The sequence below is a fragment of the Agathobacter rectalis ATCC 33656 genome (assembly GCF_000020605.1).
Taxonomy (GTDB): Bacteria; Bacillota; Clostridia; order Lachnospirales; family Lachnospiraceae; genus Roseburia; species Roseburia rectalis.
In genome coordinates this window covers 1,021,619-1,045,520 of the sequence record NC_012781.1, presented here as the reverse complement: position 1 = coordinate 1,045,520, position 23,902 = coordinate 1,021,619, and the positions used below count along the sequence as shown (strand labels likewise).

At 40.5% G+C, this 23,902-nt stretch carries 16 protein-coding genes; 2 read left to right on the top strand and 14 right to left on the bottom strand.

Features of this window, described 5'->3' with window-relative positions; translation table 11 throughout:
- Positions 1 to 43: 43 nt before the first annotated feature.
- The 6 genes from EUBREC_RS05060 to purM all read right to left on the bottom strand — a co-directional run bounded on the left by EUBREC_RS05060 (position 44) and on the right by purM (position 8,400).
- On the bottom strand, positions 44 to 1,474 hold the full coding sequence (locus tag EUBREC_RS05060) for an NCS2 family permease (RefSeq protein WP_041253946.1): 1,431 nt from the start codon (positions 1,472 to 1,474) through the stop codon (positions 44 to 46).
- 93 nt (positions 1,475 to 1,567) lie between these two features.
- Positions 1,568 to 4,633, bottom strand: coding sequence for a bifunctional diguanylate cyclase/phosphodiesterase (locus tag EUBREC_RS05055; RefSeq protein WP_012741992.1), 3,066 nt, complete (start codon positions 4,631 to 4,633; stop codon positions 1,568 to 1,570).
- A gap of 57 nt (positions 4,634 to 4,690) precedes the next feature.
- A complete protein-coding gene (locus EUBREC_RS05050; protein WP_012741991.1) occupies positions 4,691 to 5,338 on the bottom strand; it encodes an HAD family hydrolase in 648 nt (215 codons plus the stop codon).
- Positions 5,328 to 6,602 (bottom strand): phosphoribosylamine--glycine ligase, encoded by a 1,275-nt coding sequence (purD, locus tag EUBREC_RS05045; RefSeq protein WP_012741990.1) that lies wholly within the window; start codon positions 6,600 to 6,602, stop codon positions 5,328 to 5,330. The genes EUBREC_RS05050 and purD overlap by 11 nt, the downstream gene beginning before the upstream one ends.
- A 95-nt stretch (positions 6,603 to 6,697) precedes the next feature.
- On the bottom strand, positions 6,698 to 7,324 hold the full coding sequence (gene purN / locus EUBREC_RS05040; protein WP_012741989.1) for a phosphoribosylglycinamide formyltransferase: 627 nt from the start codon (positions 7,322 to 7,324) through the stop codon (positions 6,698 to 6,700).
- Between the two features lie 50 nt (positions 7,325 to 7,374).
- Positions 7,375 to 8,400, bottom strand: a complete 1,026-nt coding sequence (gene purM / locus EUBREC_RS05035) for a phosphoribosylformylglycinamidine cyclo-ligase (RefSeq protein ID WP_012741988.1) — start codon at positions 8,398 to 8,400, stop codon at positions 7,375 to 7,377.
- Between the two features lie 301 nt (positions 8,401 to 8,701).
- Between purM and EUBREC_RS05030 the strand changes: the two genes are divergently transcribed.
- Complete coding sequence (locus EUBREC_RS05030) at positions 8,702 to 9,547, top strand: YitT family protein (RefSeq protein ID WP_012741987.1); 846 nt, start codon at positions 8,702 to 8,704, stop codon at positions 9,545 to 9,547.
- Between the two features lie 5 nt (positions 9,548 to 9,552).
- On the opposite strand, the gene EUBREC_RS17915 is transcribed toward EUBREC_RS05030, so the two are convergent.
- The 5 genes from EUBREC_RS17915 to glyA all read right to left on the bottom strand — a co-directional run bounded on the left by EUBREC_RS17915 (position 9,553) and on the right by glyA (position 13,143).
- On the bottom strand, positions 9,553 to 9,678 hold the full coding sequence (locus tag EUBREC_RS17915; RefSeq protein WP_012741986.1) for an AbrB/MazE/SpoVT family DNA-binding domain-containing protein: 126 nt from the start codon (positions 9,676 to 9,678) through the stop codon (positions 9,553 to 9,555).
- 27 nt (positions 9,679 to 9,705) lie between these two features.
- The gene (locus EUBREC_RS05025; RefSeq protein ID WP_041253944.1) at positions 9,706 to 10,071 is read right to left on the bottom strand and encodes a type II toxin-antitoxin system HicB family antitoxin; all 366 of its coding nucleotides are present in this window, start codon (positions 10,069 to 10,071) and stop codon (positions 9,706 to 9,708) included.
- On the bottom strand, positions 10,055 to 10,312 hold the full coding sequence (locus EUBREC_RS05020; RefSeq protein WP_012741984.1) for a type II toxin-antitoxin system HicA family toxin: 258 nt from the start codon (positions 10,310 to 10,312) through the stop codon (positions 10,055 to 10,057). Before EUBREC_RS05020 ends, EUBREC_RS05025 begins: the two co-directional genes overlap by 17 nt.
- Positions 10,313 to 10,556: 244 nt before the next feature.
- Positions 10,557 to 11,846, bottom strand: a complete 1,290-nt coding sequence (serS, locus tag EUBREC_RS05015; protein ID WP_012741983.1) for a serine--tRNA ligase — start codon at positions 11,844 to 11,846, stop codon at positions 10,557 to 10,559.
- Positions 11,847 to 11,901: 55 nt separating this feature from the next.
- Positions 11,902 to 13,143, bottom strand: coding sequence for a serine hydroxymethyltransferase (gene glyA / locus EUBREC_RS05010; RefSeq protein ID WP_012741982.1), 1,242 nt, complete (start codon positions 13,141 to 13,143; stop codon positions 11,902 to 11,904).
- 269 nt (positions 13,144 to 13,412) lie between these two features.
- Between glyA and EUBREC_RS05005 the strand changes: the two genes are divergently transcribed.
- Positions 13,413 to 13,874 (top strand): SpoVA/SpoVAEb family sporulation membrane protein, encoded by a 462-nt coding sequence (locus EUBREC_RS05005; RefSeq protein WP_012741980.1) that lies wholly within the window; start codon positions 13,413 to 13,415, stop codon positions 13,872 to 13,874.
- Between the two features lie 96 nt (positions 13,875 to 13,970).
- On the opposite strand, the gene EUBREC_RS16585 is transcribed toward EUBREC_RS05005, so the two are convergent.
- From EUBREC_RS16585 to EUBREC_RS04990, 3 genes are read right to left on the bottom strand one after another with little or no spacing between them, the layout of a single operon-like run.
- A complete protein-coding gene (locus EUBREC_RS16585) occupies positions 13,971 to 21,659 on the bottom strand; it encodes a hypothetical protein (protein WP_012741979.1) in 7,689 nt (2,562 codons plus the stop codon).
- A gap of 18 nt (positions 21,660 to 21,677) precedes the next feature.
- Positions 21,678 to 22,223: a hypothetical protein gene (locus tag EUBREC_RS16580; RefSeq protein WP_012741978.1), complete on the bottom strand. Its 546-nt coding sequence runs from the start codon at positions 22,221 to 22,223 to the stop codon at positions 21,678 to 21,680.
- Positions 22,220 to 23,899 (bottom strand): serine/threonine protein kinase, encoded by a 1,680-nt coding sequence (locus tag EUBREC_RS04990; RefSeq protein ID WP_012741977.1) that lies wholly within the window; start codon positions 23,897 to 23,899, stop codon positions 22,220 to 22,222. Before EUBREC_RS04990 ends, EUBREC_RS16580 begins: the two co-directional genes overlap by 4 nt.
- Positions 23,900 to 23,902 lie beyond the last annotated feature (3 nt).

The window sequence follows — 23,902 nt, the reverse complement described above, 5'->3', positions numbered from 1 at the left end:
GGATGGCGGGGCAAGGCGTTATATGTCACTAAGCTTTAAAACACTACACTACAAGGAAGAACTTCACAAGGAAAAGAAGCGAAATAGCATAAGTAAGGATAGAAACCTCCTTTGCTTTTCCTGTAAAGACCTTGAGTACAGTATATGTGATAAGTCCAAGACCTATACCATGTCCGATAGATCCGGAGATAGGCATTGCAATAAGCATGAGTGCTACCGGAGCAACCTGTGAGAGATCCTCGAAATCCACCTTCTTAAGACCGCCAAGCATCAGGATACCAACATAGATAAGTGCTGATGATGTTGCTGCGGCAGGAATGATTGCTGCAAGCGGTGCTATAAAGATGCATGCAAGGAACAGGATACCTGTTGTGAAAGCTGTAAGACCTGTTCGTCCACCGGCCTCTACACCTGATGCAGACTCAACAAAAGTTGTTACTGTAGATGTACCTGTTACGGCACCAACCACTGTGGCAACTGAATCGGAAACCAAAGCCTCCTTCATGTTTGGCATATTTCCCTCTTTATCAACCATTCCTGCTCGTGATGCAGTACCAACAAGTGTTCCGATGGTATCAAACATATCTATGATACAGAATGTGATGATGAGTGAAATTGCTGTAAACCATCCAATACTGATGAAATCCTTGAAATCGAACTTGAACAGTGTTGTATCTGCCATATCCTTAAACTGTGGCACAAATGAAGCTGTTGCAAGTGATGCAAAAGGATTTGTTCCAAAGAATATAGCCTCTCCTACCCAGTAAACTACGCAGGCTGCAAGCATACCAAAAAGTACTGCTCCGTTGACGCCCTTATGAGCTAAAATAATGATAACAAAAAGTCCGATGAACATAGTCACAACAGTGAGCACCATTGAAGAATATCCATCTGTCATATTTGTTTTGGCAAGTCCCGGTGTGAGTGCACCGAAGAAATCCTTCATCACATAAAATGGTCCGCCATCCTTTGAGTAAACACCGGCATTTGAGCCAAAGCCGATATTTAAAAGCATAAGACCGATAGCTGGTGAAATACCCATGCGGACACCATAAGGAATGGCATCTACTATCTTGTCACGGATATTAAATATTGAAAGTATAAAGAATAAAATACCCTCAATAAGGATGATACACAGTGCAGCCTGGAATGAATCAACATATGACAGGCCTGTGATGCTTACGATATTGGCAACTACTACAGCAAAGAAGCTGTTAAGTCCCATACCCGGAGCCAGTGCAAATGGCTTGTTGGCAAGAAATGCCATGACAAACATACCGACTGCCGAAGCAATACATGTTGCCAGGAACACTCCGTTCCATAGTGCTTTTGTTCCCTCAGCACCAAATCCGGTGAGGAGGTTTGGGTTAAGAGCAATGATGTATGCCATGGTCATGAATGTTGTCAGACCGGCAAGAATCTCTGTCTTGACCGTTGTGTTGTTTTGTTTGAGTTTGAAGATTTTTTCTAACATTTTTCTTCCTTTCCTTTTATTTTTTTTGCAGCTGTTATCCGCTTTCCTGCTACAGGCGCCTGTTAATAGCTGCATTGTATATAAAATTGTGAATCACAATTGATTCCTTGTTTTTTCCACGAACTCACTCGTGAAAACATCAAGTGTAACCGGCTTTGAATAGAAATAGCCCTGAATAATATTACAGCCAAACTGCTGTAATAGCCTTACCTGCTCCTCATTCTCTGCCCCCTCGGCAACACACTCTATGCCAAGCTCCATAATCATGGATATGAGGTGCTTTAACATGATCCTGCTCTTCTCATTGCTCTCGAGATTCTTGACCAGGGAACGGTCAATTTTAGCAATGCTGAACGGAAACTTAAAGAGCATCTCAAGATTTGAGTACTTCGTGCCAAAGTCATCCATCGAAAGACGAAAGCCCATTGAAATCAGTGACTGCGCGATATTATTTATCAATACAATATCCATATCACCAACCGACTCTGTTATCTCTATCTGAACAAGCCCCTCCGGGAGATCATACCTGTTCATTATCTCCTTCACATGATCCAGGAGGTCTGCATATTCCAGTGTATTTTTTGAAAAATTCACAGATACCGGAACCACTCTCCTGTCACTTATACAGCGAAGCTTCTGCGCCTTGCATACCTCATCAAGTACAAATAAATCAATAAGATGCGAGCATCTGTTTTCTTCTAAAATCTCGATAAAATGAATTGGCCCTACAACGCCATAAGCCTCATCAAAAAATCTGATAAGGGCCTCCGCCCCGACTGTGATGCCTGTTCTTGAATCAACCTTCGGCTGATAATACACCATGAAGCTTCCCTTTTCAATCTCAGAAACCACATCCTTAAATACCTTATTTCTCATTATACTGTCAAGACTCTTAAGCTTTGCGTCCTTTTCAATATCATACATTAAGCGAACCTCTGAGAGCTGCCTTGCTATGTCGGGCTTGTCCGTCCAACTAAAGCCTATCGATACTGAGACATCCAGATCATCAAGGCTTTCCCTTACTATCCTGACAAGTCCCATAAATGATTTTTTATCAATATCCTTGCAAAAAACAACTATCTCATCCTGCTCGTACCTGTATATATCATAGCCTGTAAAAACGCCCCTGATCACATCTGCAACCATCCTAAGACGCGCATTTCCTGCCATATACCCAAATTTTTCATTTATATCTGAAAGCCTTATGATATCTGATGCAAATACTCCCATAAAGCTGCAGTCATACTCCACATAGCTCTCTCCCAAATTATTAAAGGTCTCTCTCTTTCTTAAGCCTGTGACCTGGTCAAAATTGAGCCTGTACTCATACTCTGCCCTCGCCTTCTCATAAAACAGACTATTCGATATTGAAATACCAATCATTTCAATCAAATCCAGACTTCCTGAATTGGCTCTTGGATTCATAACCACGATGACACCAAAGCATTGTTCCCCCTTGTTTAGAAGAACAGCAGATGTAGACCATATTCTGACATCAGCCATACGCTTGAATAAATCCCTGTATTCACCCTCAATTGACTGAATATCACTTATAAACACACGGCCGGTGTCATTAAACAGAGCGAGAAAATCTGTAATTGCACCTCTTGAAACAGATTCATTAACCACCTTTGCCATAATCTTAGCACTTGGTATATGTATCTCCTCAATTGTGTCCCACGCACTCTCTCCATTATAAATGACAGCCACACAATCTGCATTATAAAACTCTCTAAGCAGCCGTAAATAGTTCCTATACCCCAAGCCTTCGGTGGTATCATTAACAGCATCAATGAAATTCTGCATAAACGCCCTGTAGCTGATTATCCGTCTCATAACAGCATTCAGCTTTGACTCATCACTCAAATCTATCATCTTAAGCAGTCTATAGCCATTATAATCCTTATGATTCAGCTTGATTATGAGCTTCTTTTCGCCTAAAAGCTTTGCAACTATATTGTCGGGATGATCCTTTCCTGAAAAAACCGATACTCTGTTTCCCTGCTCTTTTTTCCGTAAAAACAAATCAATAAACCCATCCTCAAACGGCTTTGAAATAAATTCATCAATCTGAGATGCTGTCATAACGCTTGAATTTCTGATAGCCTTATTGACAAATACTATTCTACGGCTCTCCTCATCTACTGCAAGTATATAGTCCGGCATTTCATCATACGAGAATATCTCCCTATCTGACATCCTGCAGGATACATCTGTAATGGAAGGAGCGCAGGAATTATGCGGAACGGTTATATCATTTTTCCTGATAGAATTGAAAAACGATATGCGATTCTTTCCCTGCCTCTTTGAGTAATACATAGCCTGATCCGCCTCATAGTACAGATCCTTAAAGGTCAGCTCTCTGTCATCGCCGGTAGTCATGCCGATTGATGCAGAATACTCCATATCAAAGATAATATTCTTCAGTCTTCCTGACAGCTTTACGCAGAACTCGTCCACAGCATCACTGTCCTCTAATCCAAATACGATCGCTGCAAACTCATCACCGCCAAGCCTGCCAACTATACCATTGGCTCCAACTGCTTCCTTAAGCACCTGTCCTGTCTGGCTTAATACCCTATCCCCTACATTGTGTCCCAAGGTGTCATTTACTATCTTGAAATCATCCACATCAAGCATCACAAATAAAAGCTTTGTTCCCTTTTGCCTGATAAGTGATGTACATTTATTCTCAAATGCAAGGTGATTGTATGTGCCTGTCAGCGAGTCCAAAAGTCCCTTTTCATCTCTGATATCAAACATTACTCCAACTACCATACATACCTTTTTATCCAAATCAGGTATGCTGACCATGTACATCTCAACCGGCCTGCTCTTGCCATCCTCTGATATAAAACTAAGCTGGAATGCAGTACGCATAGGCCGAAGCAGACATTTATCAAGCTGCTTTTTGAAGCATTCGATGCTGTCTGCCGGACACTCTGACATGTATGTGTCAATATTTTGTTTAAAAAACGGATATACTGTCTCCTGAGCCGGAGAAGAGTTGACTATTTTGAAAATATATGCCTCATCATCTTCCACATAGTACTCAAACATGCGCTCATGATTGTTTTCTGCAACAATCTTCATCAGCTCATAGTAAGCCTCTGTTATTCTATCTGTAATTCTTCTCCCTCTGTTACGCTTATCTTCCATGCGGAAACCCCATTATCTACAACATATTCATAAACTTTGCTTCAAACTAAATTCTTATCAGTGCTTTTCAATTTCCTCAAATACTCTGTCAGCCACCCGCGGCAGCTCAGAGAATTTGCGAATAGCAGGCACATCGTCATCTATTGTGCCGAACCCGTATGCTGCATGGATGAACTTAACTCCTGCCTTTTTGCTGGAATCGTAGTCTCCCTGTATGTCACCTACATACACTGCCTCATCTATATTATTGCGCTCTACAATAAGCTTTATATTTTCTGACTTCTCAAGCTCATTGTTGCCGTAGCACTCAGTATCCTTAAAATACCTGCCAAGTCCGTGGTACGCAAAAAAAGACTCTATATAACCACGCTGGCAATTGCTGACTATATAAAGGTCATATCTTTCTGACAGCTCATCAAGTGTCTTTTCAACATCAGGATAAAGCTCTCCCCCATGAACGGTCAGGTAATCGTTTTCTTCTCTATAGCATACATTAATTAACTCATCTCTGCAAGTACAATTAGGAAAGATAATGGATGCCAGTACATCCATTGTCTTTCCCATTACTGAATACATATCTTCTTTTGTGATAGGTGCCCTCTCATAGCCATAATCTGCTATGGCCTTATTCCATGATTTTGCCACATTCTCTGCTGAATCCCAGAGAGTGCCATCCATATCAAAAATAATACCCTTATGCTTCATCTATAGCCTTTCCGATATCATGTCTCATGTATTTATTATCAAACTGTACCCACTCTGTTGCCTCGTAAGCCTTGGCTCTGGCCTCCTTGAGTGTGGCGCCTGTTGCAGTGATACCAAGCACTCGTCCTCCGTTTGTGACGATATTGCCGTCAGCATCAAATTTGGTGCCGGCATGATAGCAGTAATAATCCTCTTTGCCGTCAAACTTCTCAAAGCCAGTTATCTTAAAGCCCTTCTCATACTTGACAGGATATCCGTCTGATGCCAGAACCACGCATACGCATGCATTGTCCTCAAACTGAAGATCTATTGTGTCAAGAGTTCCGTCTACACAGGCCTCCATTACATCAATGATATCATTCTTCATACGAGGAAGCACAACCTGTGCCTCAGGATCTCCGAATCTTGCATTGTACTCAAGCACCTTTGGTCCATCCTCTGTGAGCATGAGTCCGAAGAAGATAACTCCTGTAAAAGGTCTGCCCTCTTTAGCCATAGCATCTACAGTTGCCTGATAAATATACTTCTTGCAGAAATCATCGACCTCATTGGTATAGAACGGGCTAGGTGAGAAATTACCCATGCCGCCTGTATTAAGGCCTGTATCTCCATCGCCTGCACGCTTGTGGTCCTGCGCAGATGACATAATCTTGATAGTCTTTCCGTCTACAAATGAAAGCACTGAAACCTCACGGCCCGTCATGAACTCCTCAACTACCATGGTGTTTCCGGCTGTTCCGAACTTCTTGTCCTCCATGATGGTTCTGACACCCTCTTTTGCCTCCTCAAGAGTATTGCAGATAAGCACACCCTTTCCGAGAGCAAGTCCGTCTGCCTTTAACACGATAGGGAACTTTGCTGTCTCTAAATATTTAAGTGCCTCTTTGGCATCAGTAAAATTCTCATATGCCGCAGTAGGGATATTATACTTTTTCATGAGATCCTTTGAAAATGCCTTTGAGCCCTCAAGAATAGCTGCATTCTTCTTTGGTCCGAAACACTTGAGCCCTGCCTTTTCGAACTCGTCAACGATACCACCTACAAGCGGATCATCCATGCCGATGATTGTAAAATCAATGGCATTATCCTTTGCAAATGATACGAGCTTATCAAACTCCATCGCACCGATTGGCACACACTCTGCAAGTGCAGCGATACCTGCATTGCCCGGTGCACAGTATATCTTGTCAACGCGTGAGCTCTTTGCAACAGCCCTGCATATTGCATGTTCTCTTCCGCCGCTTCCTACTACTAATACCTTCATTTTTGCCTCCTATACCTAAGCTATACATAAGCTTTTCATTGTCCGGTAATCATAATCTACCTGTGTTTACATACTAATTACTTACAGCACTGTCATTACTTCTCATCTATAATAACATGTCCGTCTTCTACTGACACCCTGCCATTTGCTATCAGGTCGATAGCGTGTGGCATGATTTTCCACTCAGCCTGCTCCATAACCCTGCGCTGGAGCACCTCAGGTGTGTCGCCCTGCTTTACCTCGACTGCCTTCTGTAAAATAATAGGGCCTGTGTCTGTGCCTTCATCCACAAAGTGGCAGGTTGCACCTGTCACCTTCACACCGCGTGCAAGCACTCCCTCATGCACCTTAAGACCATAGTAGCCTGTGCCGCAGAAAGATGGTATGAGCGATGGATGGATATTTATGATTCTGTTTCTGTACTGCTTTATCATCTCAGGTGGAATCACTACCAGAAAACCTGCCAGTACGACTAAATCCACATGATATGAGTTAAGCTGCTTTAAGAAATCTTCATTGAAGGCAGCTCTGCTTTCATAGCTCTTTGGCGAGATGCATACTGCCTTTATTCCAGCCTTTTTAGCTCTCTCAAGCGCATATGCATCTGCGTTGTTGCTGATAACAACCTCTATCTGTGTGTTTGTAATTGTTCCGTTATCTATTGCATCTATGATGGCCTGAAGATTGGTGCCGCCACCCGATACACATACTGCAATTTTCATTCTTTTTCCTCGCAACGATGTATACGTTATTAACAATATATTGAATGTTATTATACGAGATCTACACCCTTCTCGCCGTCAATAATCTTTCCGACTACGTATGGTGTATCTCCGGCAGACTTCATAGCCTCCATAGTCTTGTCCACGTCTGCAGGGTCAACTGCGACAATCATTCCAAGTCCCATGTTGTAGGTATTGTACATCATCTGCTCCTCAACATTTCCCTCTCTAGCCATCATTTTAAAGATTGGTGGAACAGGGTAGCTGTTTTTCTCAACTACGGCACGTTTGCCATCGATGAGCATACGTGGGATATTCTCATAGAAGCCGCCACCTGTAATATGACTGCAGGCCTTTACTGTGACTCCTGCGTCCTTTACAGCCTTAAGAGCCTTTACATAGATTCTTGTAGGGGCAAGAAGTGCCTCTCCAAGTGTAGTGCCAAGCTCCTCATGATATGTATTTAATGTCTCCTTGTCCATCTTGAAAATCTTTCTGACAAGTGAAAATCCATTTGAGTGTACGCCTGTTGATGCCATTCCGATAAGTACATCACCATCCTTTAATCCCTCGCCTGTAATGATGTCCTTTCTGTCAACCACACCAACTGCAAAGCCTGCAAGGTCATACTCGTCCTCAGGCATAAGACCCGGATGCTCTGCTGTCTCACCACCAACGAGTGCACAGCCTGACTGCTTACAGCCCTCTGCCACACCGCTTACGATTGTAGCAATCTTCTCCGGATAGTTCTTTCCACATGCTATATAATCAAGGAAAAATAATGGCTCACCGCCTGCACATGCCACATCATTTACACACATGGCAACTGCATCGATTCCGATTGTATCATGCTTGTCCATGATGAAAGCAAGCTTTACCTTAGTTCCGCAGCCATCTGTTCCCGATAAAAGCACCGGATCCTCCATATCCTTGATGGAAGCAAGTGAGAACGCTCCTGAGAAGCCTCCGAGACCACCTAACACCTCCGGTCTCATAGTCTCCTTTACATGCTTTTTCATAAGCTCTACTGACTTGTAACCTGCCTCGATATCAACACCTGAATTCTTGTAATCCATTATTGTTCCTCCTAATAATCTGCAATTCGTTCAATACCTATAGTATACCTTCATAGTGCTAAATTTTCCAATTATATATTGTAATTATTCTTATTAGTTTTACTAATATAATACATCTTTTATAGAAATAATACTTATAATTTATTTCACGGATTATATTGACATCAGACATCCATCGTCCTACACTATCCATGCAAATAAATATTTAGATTTGAACGATTAATAATACAAAAGAAAGCTATGATACACAGCACTGCAATAAATACCTGACAAGCTGTCAAATCATAAAGGAGAACAACAAATGCTTAAACAGATAAAAAATTTTCTGATAATGACGCTCAGTATCACCATCATGGCAATCGGTGTATACTATTTCAAGTTCCCAAACAACTTCACCTTCGGTGGCGTAACCGGTGCCGCAGTTGTTTTTGCAAAGATAACACCTCTCTCAGCGAGTATGTTTTCTACTATTGTGAACATGCTTCTGCTTGTAGTGGGCTTTTTCTTCCTTGGCAAAGACTTTGCTATTAAGACCACCTATGCCACAATACTTTTGTCTGTTGAGCTCCTGGTACTTGAAAAGCTTGACCCGCTCACTCATCCTCTCTCAAACGAGCCAATGCTTGAGCTGATTTTTGCCATCGCTCTTCCTGCAATCGCATCTGCACTGCTTTTCTATGTAGGTGCTTCAAGTGGCGGAACCGATGTCATCGCCATGATTGTAAAAAAATATGCACATGTAGAAAATATTGGCATGGCTTTATTTCTCACCGACCTCGTCATGATTATCATCGCCTGCTTTGTATTTGACATAAAGACTGCTCTGTATTCATTTGTCGGACTTGTTGTGAAATCATTTATGATTGATGCAATCATCGAAAATATCATGCTCAGAAAATCCATAATGCTTATCTGCGATGACAAGGATGTGATATGCGATTATATTACTAACACGCTGGAGAAAAGTGCCACCTATGTGGAGGCACGAGGTGCTTACACCGGTGAGAGAAACTATATCGTTTTCAGCACTCTTACAAAGAAGCAGGCCATAGAGCTTAGAAGCTTCATACATCAGAATAAGCTGCACGCTTTTATGTCTGTGATGAGCACCAGTGAAGTATTTGGTAAGGGATTTTCTTCTCTGTAAATTCATTAGAAATCTTCCCTTACCTGTACTTCAGGCTGTATCCGTCCTTCTTCCATAAAATCATCAGAAAACATATCCAGACTACTAAGCAATCCAGCCCATTCATTATCCTTCGCTATAAGAAAAAACATAACAGAACACCTCCTATTTCATTTAGTCTATAATTTTGAATAAACTGCATCGTTTCTGGAAAGAAGATATACACAATACTGATTCATGCTGATGCCTTCCCTCTTAGAATGTTCTGCAAGGGAACGATGAAGACTTCGTGGAATTCTAAGTTTAAACTGTCCAGAATAATCCTCTAAGCTGTCCGGTTCATGGATTTCAATACCATCTTCCATAGCAGCTTCTAACCATGCTTTCTTGGCATCTAAAGCGTTTTCGACAGCGGATTCTACTGTTTCTCCGCAGGTAATACATCCCGGGAGCTCCGGAAATGAAACCACAAAACCACCCTCATCCTTATCCTCTACAATTTCCATACGATAATTCATTGTAAAATAATCATTCAGCGTTTTCATCATTCACCGCCTCACTTTCCACAATCTGCTTTACCATCTCTACATACACTTTTTTGATAGGTTCATGCTTCGGTATCGTAATCGGTTGACATCCGGCTTTTCTGAACGTGTAATGACTGCTTCCGCCCTTTGGGGCATTCATTACATATCCATAGCTTTCCAATACCTTACGCAATTCATCAAACCGGAGGTCTTTTGATAAAGCACATATTCTCGTTAATAGTTTATCCCATTTTGACATTCTGAATACCTCCTATCTATATTATACGTGGTATCACATTTGGTGTCAATGCCGTTTATCAAAAGAAATTTGCATGACCTTTTTTGTCAAAAGCCTTCTGTATTTGCTTATCATCTCTGACATAAATATTGATAAGGTCATTAACTACAAAACAGCCGTAACCACGATTTTCTTTTTCAATCGCAGCTACGGCTGTTATATTTACATGTATTAATTATTTACATGAACTAATTTATTTCAAAAACTAGTGCTTCGGAATAAGCTTCTCTGTACCACCCATGTATGGCTGAAGTGCCTTAGGGATATTTACAGAGCCATCTGCATTCAGGTTGTTCTCAAGGAATGCGATAAGCATACGTGGTGGAGCAACAACTGTGTTGTTAAGAGTATGTGCAAAGTATTTCTTGCCATCCTCGCCCTTTACACGAATCTTAAGACGTCTTGCCTGTGCATCGCCTAAGTTAGAGCAGCTTCCAACCTCGAAGTACTTCTTCTGTCTTGGTGACCATGCCTCTACGTCGCATGATTTAACCTTGAGATCTGCGAGGTCTCCTGAACAGCACTCAAGAGTACGGACAGGCACATCGAGACTTCTGAAAAGCTCTACTGTGTACTTCCACATCTTCTCATACCATTCCTTTGAATCCTGTGGCTTGCAGACAACAATCATCTCCTGCTTCTCAAACTGATGGATACGGTAAACACCTCTCTCCTCAATGCCGTGTGCACCCTTTTCCTTACGGAAGCAAGGTGAGTAGCTTGTGAGTGTGTATGGAAGCTTTGACTCATCGTTTATTGTATCGATGAACTTACCGATCATTGAGTGCTCAGATGTGCCGATAAGGTAGAGATCCTCTCCCTCAATCTTGTACATCATGGCATCCATCTCCTCAAAGCTCATAACGCCTGTTACGACATTTGAACGGATCATAAATGGTGGGATACAGTATGTAAAGCCCTTTCCAATCATGAAGTCACGCGCATATGCTGTCATGGCTGAGTGAAGACGTGCGATATCTCCCATCAGATAATAGAAACCGTTTCCTGCAACCTTTCCTGCTGCATCGAGGTCTATTCCGTCAAATCTCTCCATGATATCTGTATGATAAGGAATCTCGAAATCAGGAACAACAGGCTCACCAAACTTCTCGTTCTCCACGTTGAAGGTATCATCCTTTCCGATTGGAACTGATGGATCGATGATGTTTGGAATCTTCATCATATCCTCAAGCACCTTGTCCTGATACTCTTTCTCGAGCGGCTCAAGCTCTGTGAGGCGCTTTGAAATCTGTGCTACCTCAGCCTTTACAGCCTCAGCCTCTTCCTTCTTGCCCTGTGCCATAAGAGCACCAATCTGCTTAGAAACCTGATTCTTCTTTGCACGAAGATCATCAGCCTCCTGCTGTGCCTCTCTGGCCTTCTTGTCATACTCGATTACTTCATCAACGAGCGGAAGCTTGTGGTCCTGGAATTTCTTTTTAATATTTTCTTTTACGAGATCCGGATTCTCTCTTAAAAACTTTAAGTCTATCATAATTCCTCCAAAGTATTATGTTTTTATAACTTATAACATTTTACTCTGAAAACCCTTAAAATGCAAGAGGATACTTGTCAGTAAGTGTCTTGATGATAGCCTTTGCAGGCTCAACTGCGCTCTCGCCCTCTTTGATGATCATGGCGATTGCCTCTGCAACCTTGTCGAAATCATCCTCCTTTAAGCCTCTTGATGTAGCAGCAGGTGTTCCGAGACGGATACCGCTTGTGACAAATGGCTTCTGTGGGTCGTTAGGAATAGTATTCTTGTTGGCTGTGATATGAGCCGCATCGAGAAGCTTCTCGATAGATTTTCCTGTGAGACCAAACGGAGTTAAATCTACGAGCATGAGGTGGTTGTCTGTGCCGTCTGATACAATCTTGATGCCACGGCTCTGAAGACCCTTGCAAAGTGCCTGTGCGTTCTTTACAATCTGCTTCTGATACTCCTTGAACTCAGGCTGTAATGCCTCCTTGAAGCAGACTGCCTTTGCAGCGATAACGTGCATGAGAGGTCCACCCTGGATTCCCGGGAAAATAGCCTTGTTGAAATTGTACTTATCCTGCATCTCCTGGCTGCAGAGGATCATTCCTCCACGAGGTCCACGGAGAGTCTTGTGTGTAGTGGTTGTGGTGACATGTGCATATGGGATTGGGCTTGGATGAAGTCCTGCGGCTACAAGTCCTGCGATATGAGCCATATCAACCATGAGCACTGCGTCTACCTTGTCTGCAATCTCTCTGAAACGCTTGAAATCTATAGTTCTCGCATATGCAGATGCACCTGCGATAATCATCTTTGGCTTGCACTCAAGGGCGATCTCCTCTACCTTGTCGTAATCGATGAAGCCCTCGTCATTTACTCCATAAGGCACTACATGGAAATATGAGCCTGAGAAGTTGACCGGTGAACCATGTGTGAGGTGTCCGCCGTGGTCAAGATTCATTCCCATGATGGTATCGCCCGGCTTTAAGATGGCGAACTGTACTGCCATGTTGGCCTGAGCACCTGAGTGTGGCTGTACATTTACATACTCTGCGCCGAAAAGCTCCTTGGCTCTTTCTCTTGCAAGCTCCTCTACCTCGTCCACGCACTCACAGCCGCCATAGTATCTTCTTCCTGGATATCCCTCAGCGTACTTATTGGTGAGGATGCTTCCCATAGCTGACATAACAGCAGGGCTTACCCAGTTCTCAGAAGCAATAAGCTCGATGTGGCTGTTCTGGCGCTCAAACTCATCTGTGATGGCGCTCGCAATCTCAGGATCTTCTTTTTTGATGTCGTCAAGTGTATACATATATGTGTCTCCTTTTCTTTATTGCAAAATACTTGCATTATTTATCGCAATTATATGCTTTGCTGTGATTTATTACTTTGATGCGCTACCGCGCAAAAATAATCCTTGCTACAATTCTACTATTTAAAGCAGAAAGTAGCAAGGATTATTTGATATATCCTTCATATTTAATTCTAATAAGTAACTATACCCAAATCAAATAACTAAAATCACATATATGAATACATTTAAAAAATACGGTCATCCTATAAAAAAGGAGGTCTGAAAACATGACTACTGACCAAAAAGAAAAACGAAACGATGAATATAACAAATATGTAAAGCGCGTCACACCTACTCACTGCCTTTCTGCAAACATGCTAAAGGCATTTATACTCGGCGGCATCATATGCACTATCGGACAGCTCATAGTAAATACCTGCACACAATACTTTGGGTTAAGCAGCGACGAGGCTTCGGCCTGGTGCAGCATGATTTTGATTCTCATAAGCTGCGTACTGACAGCGCTAAACCTGTATGCACCACTCGCAAACTGGGGAGGCGCAGGCGCTCTCGTTCCTATAACAGGCTTTGCAAACGGAGTATGCTCGTCCTCATGTGAATTTCAGGTCGAAGGGCAGGTATTTGGCATAGGCTGTCAGATATTTAGGATTGCAGGTCCTGTGATACTGTACGGCATATTTTCAAGCTGGGTGCTTGGTGTGATATATCTTGTTGTAACGGGCTTGTGATTGATTAGTATTATGCATATACGTGTTACTTTGTCCATCCCTCAAATTATTTAGTAAGAGCCGATCTTGTGACCGGCTCCTATTCAAATCATTAATTTACTGTTCTGATGCTTCTTTTTTAGTTTTTCTTTTCTTTTTATAGATTACAAAACCTGTTGGTACGATTATTGCTGCTGCAACTACACCCAGCACACCATAAAACAGCGGCTTATTCTCAAAGAAAAGAATGAAAGCGTTTGATGAAACTGTTATACCCTTGTAAATAAAATCAGTTGTATTGGTTCCACCATCTGTTCCGATGGAGCAGTCTGCACAAAGTATTGCAACCTGCTGATTTACGCCCTCCGGTACCTTAAATTTAATCTTTCCATCATTTCCATTCAGGTACTTTGTAAGTTCATCGCCTGACATATCAGAAATGACTTTCTGTTCTTTTCCATCCTTGTCAAGTATTGTAACTTTGACATGTCCAAGCTTTCCTCCATCATCTGTAGGAACAAGAGTTACGTTCTGTGATGTTCCTCTGTAATTACCGTCTTCCTCAATTCCACTGATTGTGAAAGTTGGAGCTGTCTTATCAATTACAAAATCAGCTGAAACGTTTTTCAAATCACTATATGCCATTGATGTGGCTTTGTCCTCTGACTCAACGACGAGATTGTATTCACCTTCATCATCAAAAAGTGATTTATTTACAGCATACTCGTATCTGTACCAGCTTCCGTCTCCTCCTGACTCTGTTACCTTGTAGTCGTTACCTTCCTTAAGGGCATTGCCATTAAGCTTGATATTGTAGTTTAAGAGTTCATCAGCATTAGTCTCGTAGAATACGATATCCTCTGCAGTTTCCTGTACATAATAGTCATTAACTACATCCATTGAGTAATCATTTAATGCAAATGTTGAGCCATTTCTGTTGACAGAGAAATCAATGAGATTATCTCCATCCTGCAGGTTTACAGTTGAAGTTACTCCATCTTCATCAACAATATTTACAGTATCATAGGCATTTCCGGCCTTGTCTACAGCTGCACATCTGAGTGAGTACATTCCATCCTCCTCGAGGTTTCCATACTCAATCCTCTCTCCATTTCCAACGGATGAAGCGCTTCCTTCTATTTCTTTTGTTGCAAAAGAACCATTCTCATATACTACAGCTGTCAGTACCGGAGTAAATGTGCCAAAGTTGGTATCTGTGCATTCAATAGCAAAACCAATATTTCCATCAGTATTGTTTGCTGAATTAGGATTTATTCCACTTATTGTTATGGCAGGCTTTGTAAGATCAACGCAGAAGCTCTGATTCTCAAGGTCATTTGCCTTGTTTCCTGCCTTGTCTGTGTATGCAAGTGTCCATGTGTAAACAGCGTCTGATGCAAAACTAATTGTTGCCGTATGTGTATCACCGCTTCCTGACCAGCCACTTATTGTAGGCGCTGAAGCAGGATTTCCATTGTCTGTCGCATTCATTGTGAGGACAACTCTGCTTGTCTCAAAATTGTGCTCCTGAATTGTCACAGTAGCAGTTCTCTGCTCCTTATAAAAGCCAGCCTCTGCTGCATTATTATTATCATATGCTACTGAAATCACCGGAACAGTCTTATCTACAGTAAATTTTGTAGGTGCAAGTGAGTTACCATAATTGACATCACCGCTCTTGTTTCCTACGATATCCTCTGCTGAAATATTGAAGGTATAATCAGCATCGTTTCCATAGTATATTGTAGCAATATTAACTGTGTCATCTCCGTTTCCAGAGCCACCAACTGTAGTCCATCCTGATATAGAAGGAACACCTCCGGCACTGGCCTCTATTACAGGGATTACCTTTGCAGGGTCAAAGTTACGCTCAGTAACCTTAACTGTTGCTGTTCTTGACTCCTTAAAGTAAGTATCATCTCCAAATGTTGTATCTCCACTGTTATTATCATAGCTTACTTCAATCGTAGGCGCCGTGATATCAATCTTGATTACATTTGTTGTCTTATAAGTGTTTCCTGCATTATCAACAGCTGTCACTTCGATCTGTACATCATTACTGTTGTTTAATCCCGCATCAACTGTGAAATTTCTTGATACTGACTTAGTCAGATCATTCAGGCTTCCTGCTGTTGCAGTGTATGTATACAAATCTCCTGTCTGTGTCTGCTGACCCAGGCTTGTTACCTTGTATGATACACTTCTGATACCTGAAACAACACCTGTTGCTGCATTGTCCGATACTGACACGCCAACATTTACATTTGAAGCGTAGATGCCATTGATATCAGTCGGAAGTGTTACATTAATCTTCGGTGCCTGTGTATCAAGCACTGCTCCATTTGTGCTGACATATGATACATTTCCTGAATAATCTACAATCTTCAGATAGACAACATAGTTCATGTCATTTTCCGGTAAACTGATAGCATATGAGCCATCCTTACCAGTTGATTTCATCGGTGTCCATGATGTAACTCCTGACACATCCGCAAATACACCATCCTTGTTTGAAACGTTGTAGCTTACTTCTTTTACTCCGCTGAATTCATCTCTTACACTACCTGAAACATACATCTTTCCCTTAGAGAAACGCGAAATCTCGTATTTGCCACCATTTAAGATATTCTTCCAATCTGCAAATGACGTCCATGTAGTGTCAGTTCCCTGTGACAGATAATTATACTTCATGTTACCTGTTGGATTTTTCTTATCAATAATAAATGTATTAGATTTATTGATTTTGTATCCATCTGCTTTATTCTCAGCCAAATCCTGTGCTTCTACACGGACGGTATACTTATGATTATTGGTAAACGTAACAGTAAGTGTACTTACAGCATCTTTTCCGGCTCCAAGAGTCCAGTCACTATCCTTTACGATACCATTAGGAAGCTTATCACTATTATTGATATCAACTTCTTTTCCGCCATCCTCTGATACCCAGATATTTACAAGCTTCGGATTAAAGAATACACTGTTTTCCTTAACCGATACTTTAGCTGTACGCTCTGTATTGTAATACTCAGCACCATCAACTACACTGTATGCAGCCTTCTCAGTGGCATACTCTACATTAATCTCCGGCTTTGTTGTATCAATCCTGAATGTCTCATCTTTCTCATCATCCTTCAGGCTGACAACTGTCTCATTGTCTGCTGTGTCTATAACCTGAACATAGACATTGATTGCACCGAGATTATCTGCTGAATTAGCAAACTTATCCGATATTGTTATCGGAATATTCAGCTTGTCATTTGTTCCTGCCTGTTTTTCTGGGAGAATACTATTAACATTTTTATTTGTTGTATCAGCCCAGGTTTCCTCTGTCGGTACATCTCCGGCAGCAGTTACATAGTACTTGATTGATTTGATTCCTGATGTAGCATCATTTGCTGTTACATAAAGCTTCACATCTCTATTGTAGAAATGCTTTGCACCCTCAAAGCCACCCTTGTCACTAAGGCTGTTTTTCATTTCCTTGTCAAAGCTTATACCTGCTGTAGGATGTGTTGTATCAAACTTGATTGTCTGACTACATTCTGTCTTATTTCCTGCTTTGTCATACGTTTTAGTTTCAACATAAAGGTTCTTTGAATCATAATACGCATCTTTCGGAATTGTTATTGTTCCTGTCAGATCACCATTATCTGATTTCTGCAATGTATCAGAAGTTAATGTACCACTTGTCAGATTTTCATTTGAATCCTTGCTGGCTTTTACAATATATTCTACTTTATCAACACCTGATGTCGCATCTGATGCTTTTACACTAAATGTTGCACCGGAATTAAACCAGCCATCCTGGTTAGCACCAGCATTTACTGTCAAATCAGCAGTAGGGTTTGTTGTATCAAACTTAATTGTCTGACTACATTCTGTCTTATTTCCGGCAAAGTCATATGTATATGTTGTGATTGTCAAATTATCAGTATCATAATTAGCCGCATCAGGTATACTAATACTATCTGTATACTTTTTTACATCACTTTCAACACCGGTTATTAATTCTACCGGAGCATCAGCACTTTCTCCAACATAAGTTCCATCTGCTTTTTTGATTGTATAGCATACTTTTTCAATTCCTGAAGTATTGTCCTGCGCAGTAACAGTGAATGTAGCACCATTGGTAAACCACTTATCACCATCAACTCCATCTTGTAACTCCAATTTTGCAGTCGGAGCTGTAAAATCATACTTTGCTGTATCCGTTGTATCAGCTGATGACACAGACTTATTTCCAGCTACATCTATGGTATCTACATCAATCGTTAAATTATTAGAATCATAAGCTTTATCTTTTGAAATAGTTATATTTCCTACAACCTCTGTATAAGCTCCGGAAGCATCCAATTTCTTGTCTATAACATTTACCTTTCCGGTTTTCATTTTCTTGCCACCCAGGTAAATATAATAATTAATAACCGGATTTTCATTTTCTGCCTTAATACCACTTGTTACATCCTTTGCCACAACAGTATAAGTCAAGGTATCTTTATTCCAGCCTTTGCTATTATCTAACTTCAAGTTCTCATCATCTCGGGTGATGGTAACTGTTGGAGCCTGTTTATCAATATTGATTATTTTTTCAACTGTTGAAGAGTTATTAGCCCTGTCATAAACTGTTATTGTAGCCTTAAGAGCCTTTGTATCGGCTGCATAATAATCACTCTTTTTAAGATCAAATACTGTTGAATCATCATTCAAGGTTCCAAGCTTTGTGTCTTTCAACTTGACAGTACCAGTAGCTGTTCCATTGTCTTTCAGCCCTTCAAGCTTATACTCATATCTGTCAATACCGGAAAGATTATCAGTAGCCTTTACTTGTAAACAAACCTTTGATTGTTTCCACAAATCTGCATTTTCGTCTTCAAGCTTATTTTTATCACTATCTACTATATTGACTTCTGTGATTTCAGGTGCTTCGTTATCGATTATAGCACCTTCTGTACTTATATATTTTACATTTCCACTGTTATCTACAATCTTTATATATACTATATATTTATTATAGGACTTGTCTAACGACTCACAAAAGCTGTATCCATCATCTGATTTATTTATTTTAATTTTTTCCCAATTACCAGCAGATAAACCGTTTAACTGCTGCTCTGATAAAACTGTATCCGTATCCAGTTTATTTACATAATAGCTGACTGTCCATATGCCGGAATTTCCGTCAGTCACACTACCTACGATATCCAACTGATTTTGTTTAAAAATAGATATTGCAGGGAATGAGTTTAATAGAATTTTCCACCAGTTACCAATTGCATTTGTTTTATCTGTTGAGAACTGGACTTTTCCAGCTGGAGCATCCTCATCAATATAGAATTCCTTTGATTTGCTATCAGCTACAGTAGCTTCCTCCGTTTTATTTCCTGCTAAATCCTTTGACGAAGCTTCAATTTTGTAAAGATGATTACCTGTAAATTTAAGCTTTGCAGTATATGAACCATCTTTATTGTCAGTCCAGATTTCATTATCTGTTTTTACAATAGCAGCACCTTGTACTTCTGCCTTGTTATCTAATATATTTACTGCCTTTTTATTATCAACCGCTACTTTAATTTGAGTAGCATTTTTGTTAAAAGAGGCATCTGTTACAGTAATCTGTGCATATCTGTCATGGTTGTAGTATTCTACCCCATCCTTTAACTGTGAATAATTATCATTAGTTGTATTTTCATCAGCTGAAGAATATGCAATACCTACAGTTGGTGCAGTCTTATCAAAGTGGAATTTTTTATCATCAGAAAGTGATGTGATGTTTTCATTTCCTGCTTTATCCGTCACCTTGACATACACATTTCCTGCATTTGTGGTATCTGCAAATGGTATTGTTACACTCTTAGCATCAGCTCCAAGATTTTGAACATTTTCAGCATCCCAATTGAAATTCTTAATGTCCCATCCAGAAGCACTTGTCACATCATCTGTGAGATAAACTGCTTTTATATCAGCGATGCCTGAAAAATTATCAGTAGCACTGATATCTACAGATATTTTATCAGTAAAATAATATTCACCTTCATTACTATTCAATGACAGATCCGCCTTAGGCAGTTCTGTATCAAATTTGATTATCTTAGTCTGTGTATCAGATCTAAGACCTGCATTATCGTATGCTGTAACATTAACCTTGATTTCTTTATTGGCAAATTTACTTGCCTGTAATGTAATCAGATAGCTTCCATCAGCATTAGGATTAACTGTTGTTTCTTCAAGAAGCGGCTTATCTTTTTCATCTGTCACTGTATACTTAACAGCCGCAATCTGCGAACCAGCATCAGACGGTGAAGCTTTAATTTCCACATCTTTTTTGTTTATCCAGTCTGCATCATTATCCTTTGCTATGGAAAGTGTAGGTTTTACACTATCATAGTTGTATGCTCCACTTACTGTTCCCTCATTGATATAAGATACAGTTTCATTTTCTGAATTTTTCTTTTCCTGTCCAATAACAAGAGTAAATTGATTTTCGCCCTGTGTGATACCATTGGCATCTATAGCAATTTCTTCTACAAAGCTGCCATCAGAATCTTTGATTTTATAACCATCTTTTGCCTTGATTTTAGTCACTTCTGAATACCAGATTTTTCCATCTGAAGCAGTATTTGATGTTCCAACTACCTCACAATATTTTCTAAAATCATCGTAAGCATATGGCTTTATTGTTGTAGTATATGTATTCTCTGTGCTGTTATATTTATCATCCTCTGCAATAGCGGCCTTGATTGTAACTTTTACTCCATCGGCACTGTTATTATAGCTCTTTGCAGTCCATTTACCATTGTTTGCAAAATCAGCATCCTGTGTGATGTAATCTTCTCCTTTAACCACACTATAAGTGATTTTTCCTTTCGCATCATTAGCACTTGATTTTGCTATTGTTGAAATCTCATCGCCTACATAAACCTCTGCATTTTCATCAGTAAATGAAAGTGTCTGGTCTAATTTTGCAATTGTTACATCAGACTGTGTGATTGTCTTATAACTATCACCAACAGATAGTGTAGCCGTAAAAGAAACTTTTCCGGCTTTCTTTATAGTTACTTCACCAGTAGTTTCATCAACAGCTGCAGTTTCCTGATCTGAAGATGCATATTTAACAATATTATTACCCGCGCCATTCACAGCAAGTGTTTGAGTAGTACCTGGTTTCCAGTCATTAAAATTTGTGGAGAAAGCAAACTCTTTATATGTGTCCTTAACCATTGCAACCTCTGTATAAACTGGACTGTAAGAAGCCTCCACAGCAGTGCATTCCTTCTTCCAGAAAAGATATCCATCAGAAGATATATCCACAGAGTAATTACTGTCCTTGACAAGATCTGTCACATCAATTTTTATGCTATTGAGTGCTACAGGCTTAGCATCCTGCTGTTCATCTGCCTGTCCGACAGGCTCATTTGAATTGTCAGAGCCACTTTCTGAGCCTATATTTTCAGTATCCTTGCCAGCAGCATCATCCTTACCGGTATCAGTATTACCCGGATTGTTATTACCTAAATCGGTATTACCTGAATCGGTATTATCTGGATTTTTATTATCTGGATTTGTATTTCCAGAATCAGTTTGTGCCTCAACCACTTCGGTCTTCACAAACTTTTGGTCAACTTCCTTTCCGGTACTGTCAGTAACAGTTACCTTGATATCATCTTTCTTGGTCCATTCCGAAGCACCTGTCACCTTAAGGTAGATAGCACCATTTGTATCATTCGCTTCAACTATCGTGAAGTTTGCCGGCAAAATGGTGACAACCATAAGTAGGGCCATTAAAAAGGCCATCATGCGTTTTCTCATGCTACTCACTCCTTTGCTTTAAATTATTTCATCTGTATGTATAAAGGTAATATCCTCTAATACCATAAACTGATTGAGAACCGTAGTATCGCTTGGATTCTGTGGCATATTTGAGGAAAGTACCGTTGTTTCCCCAACATTCTGCTGACTGAGAACTGTTGTCTCATTTGAGTAATTCTGTTCAAGAACCATCGTCTCATTACTTTCATTATCTGTATCCATTCCAACAGATGCCTGCTGTTCTAGCTTCATAGTGCTGATTTTTTCTGTATGAACCCCAAAACCGCTTGTGATTCCACGTCTTTGCAAATTTCCTGACGGAGTCATTTTATCTGTCAGTCTGCCTCTTTCCAGATTAACTGCACTTGCCTTATAAGCTTTTCCACCGGAGGCTTCATTCTGCTTTCTAATATTTTCAATTGCCTTTTTTGCATTTCTGCCTGTTAAATCACCAATTACATTTGGAATTTTAAGTGTAATAAATAGTATCACTGAAACCACAAACATTACAGCACACGATATGGCACCCACGATAAAAATCAGCCTGTAAATATCATATGTCATTCTTTCTCAGCCTCCTTTACCGTGTTTATCTTCTGCTTTGTCGACTCGATGTTGTCCTGAAGCTTCTTCATATCATCTGCAATAACCGATTTGTCAACCTTAGTCGAACTGTCTGAAATATCATCCAAAAGTGCAATCACATCATCCTTGGATGTCACCTCCAAAAGCGGAGAAATATTGTTGTTTATAATATCATCTACTTCATTCCACACCTGAAGCTTTGAATCCACACTGTCAAACTGTTCCGATTCCTTTTCCAGCTCTGTAACCTTTTTCCAAAGATTTGCATACTCATCATACATCTTCTCTGTCTGCTTAACCTTTGCTCCACCATACTGACTTATGAGATCCAGACAATCGGAAATATCACAATATATCTGTGCAACAGGATATTTCTGCACAGCATCCTTGTACCACTTGGCGGCATTGGCATATCTGTCCTTTTCCACATTTATATCATAGTAGAAAAGAAAGCTCTCACCATACTGATAGCAGACCTCCTGATACCCGTCAGGATTTTTCTTTTTCAAATCCGAAAGCACATCATACGTCTGCGAATATCCGTCACTGTTTTTTCTATCCAGTCCGACCTGTATCTTTGCAAGTATGTTTGCCTCATCCTTGTCCAATACAAAATCACTTGTAAGCATATCATTCAGCTTCAGATATGCATCTGTCCTGGTAGGGTCTGTAATTATCGCATTGTAATAGTCCTCATAAGTACCTGCCGTTTTCAGAATGTTATCATAGTTTTCACTTTTTTTATTCTCGGCTGAAACATATCCCCATATAGAGGTTGCTCCCAAAATCACTGTAATTACCGATGTAGTGATAAAAGCTGCAAGCTTTCTTTTTTGTTTTTTTCTATATATATCATCTATCTCATCATAGTGCTCAAGAGCATACATCAGCTCTGCCGCATTCTGATATCTGTTAGCCGGATTAGGCTGTGTACACTTTAAAATGATTCTTTCAAGTCCACCTGACAAGCTTGGGTTTATCTCTCTGATTGGCCTGATTTCATAAGGTGGCTCACATGGGTTTTTCCCTGTAACCAGATGATATAGTGTAGCACCAAGACAATAAATATCTGTTCTGCCATCCGTCTGTCCCATTCCTCCAAACTGCTCCGGAGCTGCATATCCCATAGTTCCGAGACATGTCGTATCAGCCAGATTTTTTTCTTTAAACTCTCTTGCTGTTCCAAAATCAATAAGAGTGATATTGCCATCAGGTTTAAGCATAATATTGGCAGGCTTCATGTCACGATATATGATAGGTGGATTCTGTGAATGCAGATATCCAAGTACATCGCACAGCTGCTTAGCCCAATGAATCACATCATCCTGAGGCAATGCGCCATACTCTTCAATAGCCTTGCTAAGTGAATTTCCCTGTATGTAATCCATGACAATCAGGAATCTGTCGTCATCCTCTATGACGTCCACAATATCCGGCAGATAAGGATGATTAAGTTTTTTTAGCATGTCTGTCTCAGCCACAAGACTCTGCTTCACAACCTCAAAATCCTTTACACCGTCTTTTCGTACCTCTTTAATAGCCCACTGCTTATTTGCTTTTTCGTTCATAGCCAGGTAAACGATACTCATCCCACCATGGCCCACTTCATTCAGTATCTTGTATTTTCCATCAACAAGAGAACCAATCTCAAGCATAAA

Bases quoted from the DNA above. Each gene is read 5' to 3' on its own strand.
- purN (WP_012741989.1), bottom strand. From the start codon at position 7,324: ATGAAAATTGCAGTATGTGTATCGGGTGGCGGCACCAATCTTCAGGCC.
- EUBREC_RS05050 (WP_012741991.1), bottom strand. From the start codon at position 5,338: ATGAAGCATAAGGGTATTATTTTTGATATGGATGGCACTCTCTGGGAT.
- glyA (WP_012741982.1), bottom strand. From the start codon at position 13,143: ATGTATACACTTGACGACATCAAAAAAGAAGATCCTGAGATTGCGAGC.
- EUBREC_RS05025 (WP_041253944.1), bottom strand. From the start codon at position 10,071: ATGAAAACGCTGAATGATTATTTTACAATGAATTATCGTATGGAAATT.
- EUBREC_RS16580 (WP_012741978.1), bottom strand. From the start codon at position 22,223: ATGACATATGATATTTACAGGCTGATTTTTATCGTGGGTGCCATATCG.
- EUBREC_RS05030 (WP_012741987.1), top strand. From the start codon at position 8,702: ATGCTTAAACAGATAAAAAATTTTCTGATAATGACGCTCAGTATCACC.
- EUBREC_RS05055 (WP_012741992.1), bottom strand. From the start codon at position 4,633: ATGGAAGATAAGCGTAACAGAGGGAGAAGAATTACAGATAGAATAACA.
- EUBREC_RS05005 (WP_012741980.1), top strand. From the start codon at position 13,413: ATGACTACTGACCAAAAAGAAAAACGAAACGATGAATATAACAAATAT.
- EUBREC_RS17915 (WP_012741986.1), bottom strand. From the start codon at position 9,678: ATGTTTTTTCTTATAGCGAAGGATAATGAATGGGCTGGATTGCTTAGT.
- purM (WP_012741988.1), bottom strand. From the start codon at position 8,400: ATGGATTACAAGAATTCAGGTGTTGATATCGAGGCAGGTTACAAGTCA.
- EUBREC_RS05020 (WP_012741984.1), bottom strand. From the start codon at position 10,312: ATGTCAAAATGGGATAAACTATTAACGAGAATATGTGCTTTATCAAAA.
- EUBREC_RS05060 (WP_041253946.1), bottom strand. From the start codon at position 1,474: ATGTTAGAAAAAATCTTCAAACTCAAACAAAACAACACAACGGTCAAG.
- EUBREC_RS16585 (WP_012741979.1), bottom strand. From the start codon at position 21,659: ATGAGAAAACGCATGATGGCCTTTTTAATGGCCCTACTTATGGTTGTC.
- EUBREC_RS04990 (WP_012741977.1), bottom strand. From the start codon at position 23,899: ATGCTTGAGATTGGTTCTCTTGTTGATGGAAAATACAAGATACTGAAT.
- purD (WP_012741990.1), bottom strand. From the start codon at position 6,602: ATGAAGGTATTAGTAGTAGGAAGCGGCGGAAGAGAACATGCAATATGC.
- serS (WP_012741983.1), bottom strand. From the start codon at position 11,846: ATGATAGACTTAAAGTTTTTAAGAGAGAATCCGGATCTCGTAAAAGAA.